Raw genomic sequence first — 16,135 nt, forward strand, 5'->3', positions numbered from 1 at the left:
ACGATGGAGGGCCACGATGGCCAAAGCCGCCGCCGCCGCAGGAACTGCCACCGGCCAATGCCTCTGTGGCAAGGTCACCTTCGAGATCGACATTCCCGCGCGCTGGGCCTGGCATGATCACTCTGCCAGCAGCCGCCGCGCCCATGGCGCCGCTTATGCCACCTATGTCGGGAGCTGGAAGAAGCGCTTCCGTATCACCTCAGGCAAAACCGCGCTCACCCGCTACGAAGACAAGGCCACCAAGACCGCGCGCAGCTTCTGCTCGCATTGCGGCACGCCGATCTCCTATGAGCGCCCGCGCGGCCCGCACATGGTCAACATCCCCCGCGCGCTGTTCAAGGAGCGCACCGGCCGCCAGCCGCTCTATCACATCGCGATCGAAGAGCTGCAGGAATGGGCATATACCGGCGAGCCGCTGGTGCCGCTGAAAGGCTTTCCGGGCGTGGTCTGGCAGCGCTCGAAAAAGAAGAAGCGCGCCGGCGGTGAGGATCCGTTCGAGCTGGGTCGCGAGGAGATGTGAAGCGCGCCCGCGCAACGCAGCCATGACCGCGCTTCCTTGCGCGCCTCCCGTGACTTCGGCCATCATGCGCCCGTCCTTGCGGCAACGTCCGCTCCTGGAGGAACCATGAAGAACAAGATTACCGGCCGCTCCGCCTTTCTCGCGCTGCTCAAGGATGAGGGCATCACCCATCTGTTCGGCAATCCCGGCACCACCGAGCTGCCGATCATGCATGCGCTGAAGGACCATCCTGATCTCACCTATGTGATGGCAATGCAGGAGAGCCTGGTGGTCGCGATCGCGGATGGCTACAGCCGCGCCTCCGGCAAACTCGTCGCCTGCAACGTTCATGTCGCACCGGGGCTCGGCAACGCGATGGGCTCGCTCTACAACGCCCAGTTCACGGGCACGCCGATGATCCTGACCGCCGGCCAGCAGGAGCAGGGCCACGGCCTGATGGAGCCGGTGCTTTATGGCCCGCTGGTGCGGATGGCCGAGCCGCTGGTGAAATGGGCGGTCGAGGTGACGCGGCTGGAAGATCTGCCGCGCATCGTCCGCCGCGCCGCCAAGGTCGCGATGACGCCGCCGACCGGGCCGGTGTTCATCTCGCTTCCGGGCGACATCCTCAACAGCGAGGCCGGCATCGATCTCGGCCGCTCCACCCGCATCGATGCTCGCGTAAAGCCGTCGGACGAGGCGCTGAAGGCGTTTGCCGCGCGGCTGCTCAAGGCCGAGCGTCCCGTCATCGTCACCATGGACGAGGTGGTCAAGAGCGATGCACTGAAGGAGGCCGCCGAACTCGCCGAGCTGCTTGGTGCGGCCGCCTATCAGTCCTCGACGCCCTATGGCTCGCATTTCCTCTCGGAAAGCCCGAGCTTCGTCGGCACGCTGGCGCGCGTGCAGAAGGCCGCGCGCGATACGCTCGCGCCTTACGATCTCCTGATCGCGCTCGGCGGTGATCCACTGCGGATGTCGGTCTATAGCGAGGTCGATGCGCTGCCTGACGGACTCGGCATCGTGCAGATCGGCCTCGTCGATTGGGAGATCGCCAAGAATTACGGTGCCGAGATCGCACTCAAGGCGGATCTGAAGGAGACGCTGCGCGCGCTGATCCCGGTGCTGAAGGAGATGGGCGGTGCTGCGCTGACAAGCCGTGCAAAGCAGCGCCTCGCCGAGCTGGCGCCGAAGAACTGGACCGCACGTCGCGCCGCGCTGGTCGAGCAGATCGGCAAGAGCGCCGGTCGCAGTCCCATCGATCCGGACTGGCTGGTGCTGCAAATGGTCGAGGCCATGCCCGATCATGCGATCCTCGTCGACGAAGGGCTCACCTCGAGCCGCCAGCTCACGGCGTTGCGTCCGCACCGCGACCGCTTCGGCTACCATGGGCTTGCGTCCGGCGGCATCGGCTGGGGCCTGCCGGCCTCCGTCGGCGCCAGCATCGCCAATCCGGATCGGCCCGTGGTGTGCTTCTCCGGTGACGGCAGCGCGATGTATTCGATCCAGTCGCTGTGGACGGCGGCGCATCACAAGCTGCCGCTCAACGTCGTCATCGCCAACAATGGCGGCTACCGCATCATCAAGCAACGCCTGCTCGCCTTCCATGGCGACGACAATTACGTCGGCATGGATTTTGTCGATCCGCCGGTGGATTTCGCAGGGATCGCGAAGGCGCTCGGCTGCGAGGCGATCAAGGTGAGTGATCCGCGCGAGCTGAAGGGGACGCTGGCGTCGGCATTCGGCCGGCCGGGGACGAAGCTGATCGAGGTGATGGTGGACGGGAAGGTGTAAGGCTGGCTCTCTCCTCCGTCATTGCGAGGAGCACTCGCGACGAAGCAATCCAGACTGCTTCTGAGGAGGGACTCTGGATTGCTTCGCTGCGCTCGCAATGACGAAGAGGTGGCCTCTACCCCTTCTTTCCCACCCGATACCCCGCCGCCGGATGCGGCGCGTTGAGCCTCGCGCGGCCGTCGCCGAACAGCTTCTCCCGCAGCGTGCCCTTCGCATATTCCGGCTTGTAGCGGCCGCGCTTGGTCAGCTCCGGTACCAGCATGTCGGCGATATCCTCGAAATCGCCGGGCGAGATCGCGAACGCGACATTCAGCCCGTCGACGTCGGTCTTCTCGAACCAGTCCTCGATCTTGTCAGCGACGCTCTCGGGCGTGCCGACCACGACCGGGCCGGCGCCGCCGATGCCGACATGCTCGATGACGTCACGCACGGTCCAGACGCGATCGGGGTCGCCGCGGGTGACGTTATCGAGTGCGCTGCGGCCGGCATCGTTCTGGACGTGACGCACCTGCTGGTCGAGCTCGTAGCCGGAGAAATCGATGCCGGTCCATCCCGACATCAGGGCCAGCGCACCTTCCGGACTGATATGTGACCGGTAGTCGGCATATTTCGCCGCAGCTTCGGCTTCCGTGTTACCGAGGATGATCGTCATCATGTTGAACATCAGGATCTCGGCCGGGTTGCGGCCGAGCGCGGCGGCCTCCTGGCGGATCGCGGAGACTCGCGGCCCGATGATCTTGGCCGACGGTCCCGACATGAACACGCATTCGGCGTGCTTCGCCGCGAACTGCCGCCCGCGCGGCGAGGTGCCTGCCTGATACAGCACGGGCGTCCGCTGCGGCGACGGCTCGCTGAGGTGGATGGTGTTGTTGATGCGGTAGTTCGCGCCCTCATGGTTGACGCGATGAACCTTTGTGGGATCGGTGAAGATGCCGCGCTTGCGGTCGCGCAGCACGGCGTCGTCCTCCCAGCTGCCTTCCCAGAGCTTGTAGACCACCTCCATATATTCGTCGGCGATGTCGTAACGGTCGTCGTGGCCGGTCTGCTTGTCCTTGCCGGCGCCGCGCGCGGCACTGTCAAGATAGCCGGTGACGACGTTCCAGCCGATCCGTCCCTCGGTGAGATGGTCCAGCGTCGACATCCGCCGCGCGAACGGGTAGGGCGGCTCGAAGGACAGATTGCTGGTGACGCCGAAGCCGAGATTCTGCGTCACCGCCGCCATCGCCGAGAGCAGCAGCAGCGGCTCGTTCGACGGCGTCTGCGCTGCATTGCGCAAGGCCGCGTCAGGACTGTTGCCATAGACGTCATAGACGCCGAGCACGTCGGCCAGGAACAACCCGTCGAAACGGCCGCGTTCCAGCGTCCTGGCGAGATCGATCCAGTAGGGCAGGCGGTTATATTCGGCGGTGCGGTCGCGCGGATGGGTCCACAGCCCGGGTGATTGATGCGCGACGCAATTCATCGCAAAGGCGTTGAGCCTGATCTGCTTGGCCATGAGGGTCCCCCGGCGCCCTGTACCGAGCGCTCTTCGAATGATAGACGTGCGCCGCAACTTGGCGAAGTTCTTGCATATAATTGGCCCTTGGCAAGGGCCAAGAATAGAAAGGCTTGCGCTTGGCCAAAATCAGCGGCGCTCCCGCTCTTGGCAAGCCAATCTCAAGAGCGCAAGAACGAAATCCCAAGAGAACTACAAGAGAACTACAAGCGAACTACAAGAACTGTCCAAGTCCCCGCCACTTTCGAAGGGCTACCTGTCTCGGGTAAGGTCCTTCGTCCCAAAGCCTCGAAAAACCAGCCATGACCAGAGCCGACGCCATCATCCGCGCCCGTGACGATTTCAAATCCGGTGCGTTCCTTTCCGAGCTCGACCGCCGCGTGGCCTTCAGGACCGAAAGCCAGAACCCGTCGCGCGGCGTGGAGCTGCGCGGCTATCTGGAACAGGAAATGCAGCCGGCCTTTGCTGCGCTCGACTTTACCAGCCGCATCGTCGAATCCCCGAGCGGCAAGGCTCCGTTCCTGCTCGCCGAACATCACGAGAGCGCGTCAGTGCCGACCGTGCTGATTTATGGTCACGGCGACGTCGTCGACGGCATGGAGGGGGAGTGGCGCGACGGCCGCGATCCCTGGCGCACGACGGTTGCGGGCACGCGGCTCTATGGCCGTGGCACTGCCGACAACAAGGGCCAGCACAGCATCAACATGGCGGCGCTCCGCGCGGTGCGCGAGGCCCGCGGCGGCAAGCTCGGCTTTAATGCCAAGTTCATCGTCGAGATGGGCGAGGAGATCGGCTCGCCCGATCTCGGCAAGGTTTGCGATCTCAATCGCGATGCGCTCAAGGCGGACCTGTTCATGGCCTCCGACGGGCCGCGCCTGTCGGCCGACCGGCCGACCTTGTTCCTCGGCTGCCGGGGTGGCATCCGCATTCATCTGGATGTCAATTTGCGCGATGGCGGCCATCATTCTGGCAATTGGGGCGGCGTGCTCGCCAATCCCGCGACCATTCTCGTCAACGCGATCTCGACGCTGGTCGACGGCCATGGCCGGCTTCAGCTCGACGCGCTGAAGCCGCCGCGGCTCACCAACCAGATCCGCAGCTATCTTGCCGACGTGCAGGTGGTGCCGACCGAGGACGAGCCGGCGCTCGCGGAGGACTGGGGCGAGGAAGGGCTGTCGGCCGCCGAGCGGCTCTATGCCTGGAACACGCTCGAAGTGCTGGCGATGTCGTCCGGCAATATCGGCAAGCCGGCCAACGCCATTCCCGGCCACGCCAATGCCGTGCTGCAACTGCGTTTCGTGGTCGGCACCAGGGTCGACGGCCTGATCGAAGCCATCAGTGCGCATCTGGTCGCAAGGGGCTTTCCGATGGTCGAGGTGCGGGCGGCCCAGAGCTTTGCCGCCTCCCGCACCGATTTCGACAGCCCCTGGATCAAATGGGCGGCGGATTCGGTCAAAAACACCACCGGCAAGACGCCGGCGGTGCTGCCGAATTTCGGCGGCTCGCTGCCCAATGACGTGTTTTCCGAGATTCTGGGCCTGCCGACGATCTGGGTCCCGCACTCCTATCCCGGCTGCTCCCAGCATGCGCCCAATGAGCACATCCTGCTGCCATTGACCGAAGAGGCCTTGACGGTGATGGCCGGGCTGTTCTGGGATCTCGGGGAATTGCCAGGACCCCTAACAAGGCCGCTGACCTGAGCCGTTAACCTGAGCTGCGATCCAGCCAAAAGTCACATTCTATTCCAACCCAATTTGTGCTTGCATCCCGCCGGCATCATCCTGAAAGGGGACTAAAAGTGAAACACTTCCGTAGCATCGGCCTCGCGCTCGCCGCGACCTTCGCCGTCAGCCAGGCTGGGGCCCAGGAGCTGACCGGTACGCTGAAGAACATCAAGGACACCGGCGCCATCACGCTGGGCTTCCGCGACTCCTCGATCCCGTTCTCCTATCTCGACGACAACCAGAAGCCCGTCGGGTTCGCGATGGACATCTGCTACAAGATCGTCGACGCCGTGAAGAAGGAGCTCAAGCTCGACAAGCTCGAGGTCAAGCTCAATCCGGTGACTTCGGCGACGCGTATTCCGCTGATGGCCAACGGCACCATCGACCTCGAATGCGGCTCGACCACCAACAATGCCGAGCGTCAGAAGCAGGTCGCCTTCACCAACACCCACTTCCTGACCGCGAGCCGCTACGTCTTCAAGAAGTCGAGCGGCCTCAAGTCGATCGACGACCTCAAGGGCAAGACGGTGGTCTCCACCGCCGGCACCACCAACATCAAGCAGCTCACCGAAGCCAACGTTGCGAAGGGCCTCGGCGCCAACATCATTCCGGCCAAGGACCATGCCGAGTCCTTCCTGATGGTCGAGACCGATCGTGCGGTGGCCTTCGTGATGGACGACATCCTGCTCGCGAGCCTCGTCGCCGGCTCGAAGTCGCCGGACGACTACGTCATCTCCAAGGACGCGTTCTCGAAGCCCGAGCCGTACGGCATCATGCTGCGCAAGGATGACGCCGCCTTCAAGAAGGTGGTCGATGCCGCGACCGCCGCGCTCTACACCTCGGGGGAAGGCCAGAAGATCTACGAAAAGTGGTTCACGCAGAAGATCCCGCCGAAGGGTCTGAACCTCAACACCCCGATCTCGGCCGAGTTGAAGAACGAGTTCGCCAAGCCGAGCGACTCGCCGAATCCGGACGACTACAAGTAAGCTCCGATCCGTCCTGGAAGCAGGACTTCGGGATCAAAATGATGTCCGGTCACTCTTGACACCAGGGTGGCCGGACATTTGCATAGACGCCCAAGACCTCTTTCAAGAGATCTGTGATTGGCGCGTTCGCGCGGGGGACACGTGAACTACCACTGGAACTGGGGAATTTTCTTCGAGCCGAACCCGATGGGGACCGGCACCTATCTCGACATGCTGTTGTCGGGGCTGGCGCTGACCCTGAAGACGGCCGTGCTCGCCTGGATCATCGCGCTGATCTTCGGCTCGCTGATCGGCGTCATGCGCACGCTGCCGTCCAGGGGCGCCTACTGGTTCGGCTTCTGCTGGGTCGAGTTCTTCCGCAACATGCCGCTGCTGGTGCAGCTGTTCCTGTGGTTCTTCGTGCTGCCGGAATTGCTGCCGAAAGCCGCCGGCCTGTGGCTGAAGCAACTGCCGAATGCGCCGTTCTGGACGGCCGCGATCGGCGTCGGCTTCTTCATGTCGGCGCGCGTCGCCGTGCAGTTGCAGGCAGGTATCGGCTCGCTGCCGCGCGGGCAGAAGATGGCGGCGACCGCGCTCGGGCTGACCACCGCGCAGGGCTATCGCTACGTGCTGCTGCCGATGGCGTTCCGCATCATCCTGCCGCCGCTGACCTCCGAGTTCCTCAACACCATCAAGAACACGGCTGTGGCCATCACCATCGGTTTGCTCGAACTCACCGGACAGGCGCGCTCGATGCAGGAATTCTCGTTCCAGGTGTTCGAGGCCTTCACCGCCGCGACCCTTCTCTATCTCCTCGTCAACGCCGTCGTGGTGACCGCGATGCGCTTCCTCGAGCGCTGGGTCGCGATCCCCGGCTACATCACGGGGAAATAGCGCGATGCTCAGTAATTTCGATTTCGACGTCATCCGCCGCGCACTGCCCTATCTGTTCTATGAGGGCATGACGTTTACGGTGACGCTGACGGCACTCGCAGCGCTTGGCGGCCTGATCTTCGGCACGGCACTCGCGCTGATGCGGCTCTCGGGCTTCAAGATCCTGGGCCGCATTGCCGGCATCTATGTCGACTTCATGCGCTCGCTGCCGCTGGTGCTGGTCATCTTCTGGTTCTACTTCCTGGTGCCCTATATCGGGCAGTGGCTGACCGGTGCGCCGCGTCCGATCAGCGTCGGCGCGTTCGCATCCTCGCTCATCACTTTCATCATGTTCGAGGCGGCGTACTTCTCCGAGATCATGCGTGCCGGCATCCAGTCGATCTCGCGCGGACAGCCGGCGGCGGCGAGTGCCCTTGGGCTCAACTATGCGCAGACGATGCGCTACGTCGTGCTGCCGCAGGCGTTCCGCAACATGCTGCCGGTCCTGATCACCCAGACCATCGTGCTGTTCCAGGACACCTCGCTGGTCTACGTGCTGTCGATCACGGACTTCCTCGGCGCGGCCAGCAAGGTCGCGCAGCGCGACGGGCGGCTGGTCGAAATGTATCTGTTCGCGGCCGTCGTCTACTTCACCATTTCCTGCATCGCGTCCTTCGGCGTTCGCCGCCTCCAGGCGCGCATCGCCATCATTCGATAGAGCGTATCGGTCATGATCGAAATCAGCCACGTCAACAAATGGTACAGCCCGACCTTCCAGGTGCTGACCGACTGCACCACCAGCGTCACCAAGGGCGAGGTCGTCGTGGTCTGCGGCCCGTCGGGCTCGGGCAAGTCGACGCTGATCAAATGCGTCAATGCGCTGGAGCCATTCCAGAGCGGCGACATCTCGGTCGACGGCACCAAGGTCAACGATCCCAAGACCAATTTGCCGAAGCTGCGCTCGCGCGTCGGCATGGTGTTCCAGCACTTCGAGCTGTTCCCGCACCTTAAGATCATCGACAATCTCTGCCTCGCGCAGCAGAAGGTGCTGGGCCGGTCGCACGACAAGGCGACGACGAAGGGCATGCAGTTGCTGGATCGCGTCGGCCTGAAGGAGCACGCGCAAAAGTTTCCGGCGCAGCTGTCCGGCGGTCAGCAGCAGCGCGTCGCGATCGCCCGCGCGCTTGCCATGGACCCGATCGTCATGCTGTTCGACGAGCCGACCTCGGCGCTCGATCCGGAAATGGTGAGCGAGGTGCTCGACGTCATGGTTGATCTCGCCCGCGAAGGCATGACCATGATGGTGGTCACCCACGAGATGGGCTTTGCCCGCAAGGTCGCCAACCGCGTCATCTTCATGGACCGCGGCGAGATCGTCGAGGACGCCCCGAAGGATGACTTCTTCGGCAAGCCGCGCAGCGACCGTGCGCAGAAGTTCCTGTCGAAGATTCTCTCCCACTAGCCCCTCTGTCATTCCGGGATGGCCCGAAGGGCCAGGCCCGGAATCCGTCGGGCGGCAGTACGCGTGGTGAAATGGATTCCGGGCTCATTCGCTACGCGAATGCCCCGGAATGACAAAACATGGGTGTTTGCTCCCTCCTTTTCGCGTATAAGCGCGCAAATTCCCCACTCCCGCCAGGAGACCTGCCTTGGACTCGATCGCCTACGTCAACGGCTCATTCGTCCCGCTCTCTGACGCCAAAATCTCGGTCCTCGATCGTGGCTTCCTGTTCGCCGACGGCATCTACGAGGTCTCGGCCGTGCTCGACGGCAAGCTGGTCGACAACGCCTCGCATCTGGCGCGGCTGGAGCGTTCGGTCGGCGAGATCAAGCTGAAGCTGCCGGAGACGGTCGAGCGCATCACCGAGCTCCAGAAGGAGCTGATCGCGCGCAACAAGGTCGAGAACGGCCTCGTCTATCTCCAGGTCACGCGTGGCGCCGACAAGGGCCGTGATTTCGCCTTTCCCAAGGGCGACGTCCAGTCGAGCCTGGTGATGTTCACCTCCGAGAAGGACATCATCAACGCCGCCTCGGCCAAGACCGGCATCAACGTGATCACGGTGCCCGACATCCGTTGGGAGCGGCGCGACATCAAGAGCGTGGCACTGCTCGCGCAAGTTCTGGCGAAGCAGGCCGCGGCCGAGGCCGGCGCCGGCGAGGCCTGGATGCTGGAAGACGGATACGTCACCGAGGGCGGCTCGTCCTCGGCGTTCATCCTGACCAAGGACGACGTCATCGTGACCCGCAAGAACTCCAACGCGATCCTGCCGGGCTGCACCCGCAAGGCCGTGGTGGCACTCGCCGAAGAGCGCCAGCTCCGCGTCGAGGAGCGTTCCTTCACGGTCGCCGAAGCGCTCGCCGCCAAGGAAGCCTTTGCCACCTCGGCGTCGTTGTTCGTTCAGCCGGTGGTCGCGATCGACGGCCAGAAGGTCGGCGACGGCAAGCCCGGCCCGATGGCCACGCGGCTGCGCGAAATCTACGTGGAATTCGCCAAGGCGACGGCGGTTTAGGCCGCACGTTTCGCTGTCGTAGGGTGGGCAAAGGCGCTCTTGCGCCGTGCCCACGTCTTCTCTCGGATTCGCTGAAAGAACGGTGGGCACGCTTACGCTTTGCCCACCCTACGAGACCGCCCTTGAGAAACGCGTCGCGCGCCTACGCCACGGACGCCTTCACCTTCACCGGATGGACCGCGCGGAACGCGATCGCCAGCCTGTTCCACGCATTGATGGCCCCGATCAGCATCGTCAGGTTCACCGTCTCCGCATCGGAGAACTGCGCACGGACCTGCTCGTAGACGTCGTCGGGCGCGTGCGTCTCGGCAATCAGCGTCACCGATTCCGTCCAGGCCAAGGCGGCGCGTTCGCGCTCGGTGTAGAGCGGAGATTCGCGCCAGGCGTTGAGCAGATAGATGCGCTGCTCCGTCTCGCCGCGCTTGCGGGCGTCCTCGGTGTGCATGTTGATGCAGAAGGCGCAGCCGTTGATCTGCGACGCGCGGATCTTGACGAGCTCGATCAGCGATTTCTCGAGTCCCGTGGACTGGATCTGCTCTTCCAGCGCCATCAGCGCCTTCATCGTGTCGGGGGCCGCCTGGTAGAAGTTCATGCGGGGTTTCATGGTCGTTCTCCTTGCTTGCTGGGTTGACGTCAGTGGGCACCACCGGCCGAGGTCTGGCCGGGCTTCTTCAGGAACAGAACGGCGGCGAGCGCCACGATCAGCGCCATGCCGAGCAGATAGAAAGTGTCGCTGAAGGCGAGGATGTAGGCCTGCTTCTGTACGATATGGCCGATCGCGACATAGGCACGATGCGCGGCGTCCGCGCGGTCGAGAATGCCGTGATTGACGAAATATTGGGTGAGCTGCTCCAGCCGGGTCCGCGTCGCCTGCTCGAACACCGAGACCGACTGCATCAGCACGTTGGAGTGATATTGCTCGCGCTTGGTCAGCACGGTCTGGAGCAGCGCGATGCCGACGGCGCCGCCGAGATTGCGCATCATGTTGAACAGTCCGGATGCCGAGCCCGCATTCTCCGGTTCGATGCCTGATGTCGCGACCGCCGACAGCGGCGCCATGACCAGCGCCTGGCCGATCGCACGAACCACGTTGGGCCAGAGCAACTGATCGGCGGCATAGTTGCTGGTCATGTAGATGTTCATGAAGTTTGAGGCCGCGAACAGGACGAAGCCGACGCCGATGATGATCCGCGCGTCGAACTTCTGCATCAGGCGCGGCACCAGCGGGATCAGCACCAGCTGCGGCAGTCCGGTCCAGGCCAGCACCATGCCGATCTGCTCGGCGTTGTAGCCCTGAATGCGCGACAGATATTGCGGCAGGATGAACACCGAACCGTAGAGCGCGACGCCGAGCAGGAAGTTCGCGAGCATGCCGAAGCCGAAATTGCGGCGCACCAGCAGACGCAAATTGAGCAGCGGCCTCTTCGCCGTGAGTTCGATGATCAGGAAGGCGGTCAGCGCGGTGGCCGCGACGACCGACAGCTTGACGATGAAGGGCGAGCCGAACCAATCGTCCTTGTTGCCCTCTTCCAGCACGGTCTGAAGCGCCGACAGGCCGATCGCCATGGTGATGATGCCGGCCCAGTCGCCCTCCGCGAGCTGCGACAGCTTCATCGGCCTGGGCTCGAGCGCGTACCAGAGCATGCCGACCATGATCGCGCCGGGCACCAGGTTGACGTAGAAGATGTACTGCCAGCCGAAATTCTCGGTGAGATAGCCGCCGATGGTCGGGCCGATCGCCGGCGCGAACGTCGCCGACAGCGCGAACAGCGCAAGGCCGACGGGCTGCTTGGCGCGAGGCAACAGCGTGATGATGAGCGTGAAGGCCATCGGGATCAGCACGCCGCCGGTGAAGCCCTGTATCGCGCGCAGCACGATCATTTGCGGCAGGTCCTGCGCCAGCGCGCAGGCCGCCGACAGCAGCAGGAACAGGATCGCATTGGTGAGCAGATAGATCCGGATCGAGAACACCTGCGCGAGCCAGCCAGAGAGCGGGATCACCACGATCTCGGCGATCAGATAGGAGGTCGAAATCCAGCCGCCGTCGTCGATGCCGGCGCCGATCGCGCCCTGGATGTCGGCGAGCGAAGCATTGACGATCTGGATGTTCAGCACTGCCATGAAGGCGCCGAGGGTCGCGCCGATCACCGCGATCCAGGTTTTTGCGGAAACCGCCGGCGTGGCGGGCGCAGCAGGGGCGGGAATGTTGGCAGCGGAAGCGGCGTTGACGGTCGGTTGGAGCGTGCTCATGGAAGCCTCGTCTCGGTCACGGAGACAGGATGCATTAGGCGGTTGGTTTCGATAATCGAGGGAGTGTGGGAAGGATCGTCCGGCAAGGCTTGATAATCCTGCCGGTCTTGCCCGCCTCAGCCGCCGTTCGGGCGGACCGTGTTGTCGGCGAGGCGTTTGGCCGTCGCGCGCTCGGCCAGGACTGTCGCCTTGGTGTCGACCGTCGGCACTGCGGACATGCCGGGGCGCAGCAGGCCGGTCAAACCATGGTCGTCGAGCACGATCTTCACCGGCACGCGCTGCACGATCTTGGTGAAATTGCCGGTGGCGTTGTCCGGCGGCAGCAGTGCGAATTCCAAACCGCTCGCCGGTGACAGGCTGTCGACATGGCCGCGCAGGGTCTGGTTGCGAAAGCTGTCGACGTGCAGCTCGACCGGCTGGCCCGGACGCACATGTGTGAGCTGCGTCTCCTTGAAGTTCGCGACCACATAGACGGCATCGAGCGGGACCACCGCCATCAACTGCGTGCCGGCCTGCACGAACTGGCCGACGCGCAGCGAGCGGGCGCCGACCGTGCCGTCGACCGGTGCGGTGATCTCGGTATAGGACAGGTTCAGCGCCGCCTGGCCCGCGACGGCGCGGGCGCGGTCGAGCTGGGCTGTGGCCTGGGCGCGCTGGGTGGTGAGCACGTCGACCTTGCGCTGCGCGGCTACCAGGCCTGATTTAGCGTGCTGCAATTGCGCGTTGCTGGCGCGCAGCGCTGCATCGGTCTGCTGTGCACGCTGGATCGTGCCGGAGCCCGACTTCATCAGGTCGTCGTAGCGGGCGCGTTCCTCCTGCGCGAATTTCAGATTGGCGTCCGCCGCGGCCACATCGGCCGTGCTTTGCTCGATGAGCGGCTGCTGCAACTCGAGCTGGGCGTCGATGTTGCGCACCGAGGCTTCGCCGGCGGCGACATCGGCGCGGGCCTGGTCGAGCGCGGCCTTGAAGTCGCGGTCGTCGATCTTCGCCAGCGTCTGGCCCGCCTTGACCTTCTCGTTGTCGCCGACCAGGACCTTCGCGATGTAGCCGGAAACCTTGGGCGCGACGATGGTGGAATCCGCCTTCACATAGGCATCGTCGGTCGTCTCGAGATAGCGGCCGTTGGTCCAGTAGTCGTGTCCGTAGTAGACAATCGCTGCGGTGCCTGCGAGGAGCGCGAGTGCCAGCGCCGCGCGCCGGACCCTGCTCCGGACCGGCACAAGCCGTGGGGCCTTGGAGGAATCTTTAGTTATTTCAGTGGCTTGCTGGAATTTTTCGGTGCGGGGCATCTCGGACATCGCGGTCTCCTATCGGCTGGCTGGGACTATCGGTCTTTCCAGTTCGAGCGATAATCGGCGAAATGCTGGAAGGATTATCCACTCAGAGTGGATGGTCTGGAGGCAGCGTCTTGGCATGTCTGGTCTATCGAGCCAGAGCCGCGACTGCCCCAGAGCGATTGCCGCGCCTGTCGAGCGATTGCTGCTAACGCATGCGCCGTGCCGCGGGTGAGATCTGATGGATAATCCGGGCGAATTCCTTGCGATTATCGATCGAAAGCGGATAATCAGGCGGCATGGACCGATTGACCAGCCTCGAAGTGTTCAGCCGGGTGGTCGAAACCGGCGGCTTCTCTGCAGCAGCCCGCAAGCTCAACATGTCCACCACCATGGTGAGCAATCACGTTCAGGCGCTGGAAGACCGGCTCGGGGTGAGGCTGCTTCAACGCACCACGCGCAAGGTCAACCTCACCGAGATCGGCAAGGCCTATTACGACCGCTGCGTCCAGATCCTCGCCGATATCGAACAGGCCGACGATATCGCCGGCGCGCTGCAATCGACGCCGCGCGGCACGCTGCGCATTCACACCGCTACCCACATGGTGCCGTTCGTCGCGCCCGTGATGGCCGAATTCCTCGCGACCTATCCGGAGGTCAAGGTCGATTTGCGCATGGGCGAGACCAATGTCGACCTGATCGAGGAGGGCTTTGATCTCGCGCTCCGCATGATCGCGCCGCCGGACTCCAGCCTGATCGTGCGGAGCCTGGCGACCTGGCGGCACGTGCTGTGCTGCTCGCACGCTTACATCGAGGCGCATGGACGCGTGCAGAGGCTGGAGGATCTCGCCGAGCACAATTGCGTGCGTCACATCAATTATCCCTTCGATGAGTGGCGCTTCTTCGACCGCAAGGGCACGCCGGCCTCGGTGCGGGTATCAGGCAATCTGATCACCAACAGCGGCGAAGCGTTGCGCGAGGCAGCGTTGCAGGGCAACGGCATCAGTCTTGCGGCCGGCTTCCTGGTGGGGGATGACCTCGATGCGGGCCGGCTGGTGCGCCTCCTGCCGGAGTACCGGCCGGTCGAGATGTCGATGAATGCGGTCTATCCGCACAAGCATCATCTGTCGGCGAAGGTGAGGACCTTCATCGACATGCTCGTGCACCACAGCGCCGAGCAGCAGAAGCTGATCAATCCGTATTCGTGAGCGGCATCAGCAGAGCCGTAGGGTGGGCAAAGGCGCGAAGCGCCGTGCCCACGATCTTTTCAGATCGGCGCCAATGGTGGGCACGCTTCGCTTTGCCCACCCTACGATTTCGTCAACGCGGCGGCGGCAATCGTCCAAACACGGCGTCGAGCGCCATGCCGATCGCAAGCAGCCGGCGATCACTGCCGGCGGGGCCGTCCAGCTCGAGCCCGATCGGCAACCTGCTCGTAGCGCCCAGCGCGATCGGAATCTGGATGCCGGGAATGCCGGCATTGCTGCCGGGATCGGTGTTCTGGATGAAAAGGCCGAAATTTTCGAGGCTGCTGGAGTCGGGATTGGACGCAATGGCGACGCGTGGCGTGGTCGGGAAAGCGACGGCGTCGAGCCGGTTATCGGCAAAGGTCTTGCCATAAAGTGCCTGAAGCGCTGGACGTGCGGTTTTGATCGCGGCGTCATAGATCGGCTTGGCATCGAGCAGCGTGCCGTCAGGGCCGGGCAGTTTTCGCGGCAGCACCAGGCCCTCATAGGTGCCCTTGACGTCGGGACTGGCGATGTCCTTCACCAGCGCTTCCATGCTGAGGCCGGTGCCGGTGTGCGCGAGATAGGCGACCATGTCGTCATAGGCTTCGTACAGCGCGACGGGAAAGCTGACCTGGCCGTTGAGCTCGGCCAGTTGCGGGATCTCGATCTCGACGACCGTGATGCCCTGCGCCTTGATCTGCATGACCGCCGCCCGGAAGGCGGCTTCGGTGTCGGCATCGAGATTGGTTAGCATCGATCTCACGACGCCGATCCGCACCTGCTTCAGATCGGCCGGCGCAATGGCGTCGCCGCCCGCGATAACGCAGTCGAGCAGCGCGACATCCGCCATGGTCGCGGCCATCGGCCCCGCGGTGTCGCGGGTGTGCGAGATCGGCGCGATGCCAGCCTGCGGATAACGTCCGACCGTCGGGCGCAGTGAGGCACATCCATTCAATGCGCCGGGGACCCTGACCGATCCGCCGGTGTCGGTGCCGAGCCCGCCCGCAACGATGCGTGCGCCGATCGCGGCGCCCGTGCCTGAGGAGGAGCCGCCGGCGATCAGGGCGCGGTCATAGGCGTTGCGCACGCCGAACTCGGCGCCGGTCTTGAACGCGGTGTTGTAGCCGGAGATGCCGAAGGCGAGCTCGTGCATGCAGGTCTTGCCGATGATGATCGCGCCTGCGGCTCGCAGCTTCGCCACCACGGGCGCATCGGCTTTCGGAATGTAATCCTTCAGCGCGGGCGTGCCGGCGCTACAGGGCAGTCCCGCGACTTCGATATTGTCCTTGATCACGATGGGAACGCCGCCGAGTGGCTTATCCTTGTCGCTCGTCGCGTCGAATGCGGCGGCCGCCTTCAGAGCGCCGGCCTCGTCCAGCGTGACGAAGGCATTGAGATCGGCATTGGCTTTGGCGCGGGTAAGAGCTTCCGTCGTGAGCGACGTGCTCGTGACTTTTCCGGCGCGAAGGTCGGCGGCGGCCTGGCTCAGGGTCAACTGGTGGAAATCCATGATGCGTCACCCCATTGC

Annotated in this window: 14 protein-coding genes; 9 read left to right on the forward strand and 5 right to left on the reverse strand. The window is 64.1% G+C overall.

The annotated features are described in order from the left end of the window. The first annotated feature begins 16 nt into the window (after window positions 1-16). Both JQ627_RS10400 and JQ627_RS10405 read left to right on the forward strand, forming a co-directional pair. Window positions 17-520 carry a GFA family protein gene (locus JQ627_RS10400; protein ID WP_212484136.1) on the forward strand — a complete coding sequence of 168 codons (504 nt, stop codon included), beginning with the start codon at window positions 17-19 and terminating at the stop codon, window positions 518-520. A 105-nt stretch (window positions 521-625) separates the two neighbouring features. Then, the gene (locus tag JQ627_RS10405) at window positions 626-2,287 is read left to right on the forward strand and encodes a thiamine pyrophosphate-binding protein (protein WP_212484137.1); all 1,662 of its coding nucleotides are present in this window, start codon (window positions 626-628) and stop codon (window positions 2,285-2,287) included. A gap of 115 nt (window positions 2,288-2,402) precedes the next feature. Here the strand turns inward: JQ627_RS10405 and JQ627_RS10410 are convergent, their stop codons facing one another. Further along, the gene (locus JQ627_RS10410) at window positions 2,403-3,782 is read right to left on the reverse strand and encodes an LLM class flavin-dependent oxidoreductase (protein ID WP_212484138.1); all 1,380 of its coding nucleotides are present in this window, start codon (window positions 3,780-3,782) and stop codon (window positions 2,403-2,405) included. 302 nt (window positions 3,783-4,084) lie between these two features. Between JQ627_RS10410 and JQ627_RS10415 the strand changes: the two genes are divergently transcribed. The 6 genes from JQ627_RS10415 to JQ627_RS10440 all read left to right on the forward strand — a co-directional run bounded on the left by JQ627_RS10415 (window position 4,085) and on the right by JQ627_RS10440 (window position 9,854). Beyond that, window positions 4,085-5,482 (forward strand): M20 family metallopeptidase, encoded by a 1,398-nt coding sequence (locus JQ627_RS10415; protein ID WP_212484139.1) that lies wholly within the window; start codon window positions 4,085-4,087, stop codon window positions 5,480-5,482. Between the two features lie 98 nt (window positions 5,483-5,580). After that, the gene (locus JQ627_RS10420) at window positions 5,581-6,492 is read left to right on the forward strand and encodes an amino acid ABC transporter substrate-binding protein (RefSeq protein WP_212484140.1); all 912 of its coding nucleotides are present in this window, start codon (window positions 5,581-5,583) and stop codon (window positions 6,490-6,492) included. 141 nt (window positions 6,493-6,633) lie between these two features. Then, a complete protein-coding gene (locus JQ627_RS10425) occupies window positions 6,634-7,365 on the forward strand; it encodes an amino acid ABC transporter permease (protein ID WP_212484464.1) in 732 nt (243 codons plus the stop codon). Window positions 7,366-7,369: 4 nt separating this feature from the next. Continuing rightward, window positions 7,370-8,062 carry an amino acid ABC transporter permease gene (locus tag JQ627_RS10430; RefSeq protein WP_212484141.1) on the forward strand — a complete coding sequence of 231 codons (693 nt, stop codon included), beginning with the start codon at window positions 7,370-7,372 and terminating at the stop codon, window positions 8,060-8,062. Between the two features lie 12 nt (window positions 8,063-8,074). Then, entirely contained in the window at window positions 8,075-8,806 is a 732-nt protein-coding gene (locus JQ627_RS10435) for an amino acid ABC transporter ATP-binding protein (RefSeq protein ID WP_212484142.1), read from the forward strand. Window positions 8,807-8,993: 187 nt separating this feature from the next. Continuing rightward, complete coding sequence (locus JQ627_RS10440) at window positions 8,994-9,854, forward strand: D-amino-acid transaminase (protein WP_212484143.1); 861 nt, start codon at window positions 8,994-8,996, stop codon at window positions 9,852-9,854. A gap of 142 nt (window positions 9,855-9,996) precedes the next feature. Here the strand turns inward: JQ627_RS10440 and JQ627_RS10445 are convergent, their stop codons facing one another. From JQ627_RS10445 to JQ627_RS10455, 3 genes are all read right to left on the reverse strand, one after another. Further along, window positions 9,997-10,458 carry a carboxymuconolactone decarboxylase family protein gene (locus JQ627_RS10445; protein ID WP_212484144.1) on the reverse strand — a complete coding sequence of 154 codons (462 nt, stop codon included), beginning with the start codon at window positions 10,456-10,458 and terminating at the stop codon, window positions 9,997-9,999. A 29-nt stretch (window positions 10,459-10,487) separates the two neighbouring features. After that, window positions 10,488-12,104: an MDR family MFS transporter gene (locus JQ627_RS10450; RefSeq protein ID WP_212484145.1), complete on the reverse strand. Its 1,617-nt coding sequence runs from the start codon at window positions 12,102-12,104 to the stop codon at window positions 10,488-10,490. Window positions 12,105-12,220: 116 nt separating this feature from the next. After that, window positions 12,221-13,402 carry an HlyD family secretion protein gene (locus tag JQ627_RS10455; protein WP_212484146.1) on the reverse strand — a complete coding sequence of 394 codons (1,182 nt, stop codon included), beginning with the start codon at window positions 13,400-13,402 and terminating at the stop codon, window positions 12,221-12,223. 275 nt (window positions 13,403-13,677) lie between these two features. Here JQ627_RS10455 and JQ627_RS10460 point away from each other — a divergent pair, with 275 nt between their 5' ends. Continuing rightward, window positions 13,678-14,586 (forward strand): LysR family transcriptional regulator, encoded by a 909-nt coding sequence (locus JQ627_RS10460; RefSeq protein WP_212484147.1) that lies wholly within the window; start codon window positions 13,678-13,680, stop codon window positions 14,584-14,586. A 112-nt stretch (window positions 14,587-14,698) separates the two neighbouring features. Here the strand turns inward: JQ627_RS10460 and iaaH are convergent, their stop codons facing one another. After that, a complete protein-coding gene (iaaH, locus tag JQ627_RS10465) occupies window positions 14,699-16,117 on the reverse strand; it encodes an indoleacetamide hydrolase (protein ID WP_212484148.1) in 1,419 nt (472 codons plus the stop codon). Window positions 16,118-16,135 lie beyond the last annotated feature (18 nt).

Source organism: Bradyrhizobium liaoningense, assembly GCF_018130785.1.
In the GTDB taxonomy this organism is placed as follows: Bacteria; Pseudomonadota; Alphaproteobacteria; order Rhizobiales; family Xanthobacteraceae; genus Bradyrhizobium; species Bradyrhizobium liaoningense_A.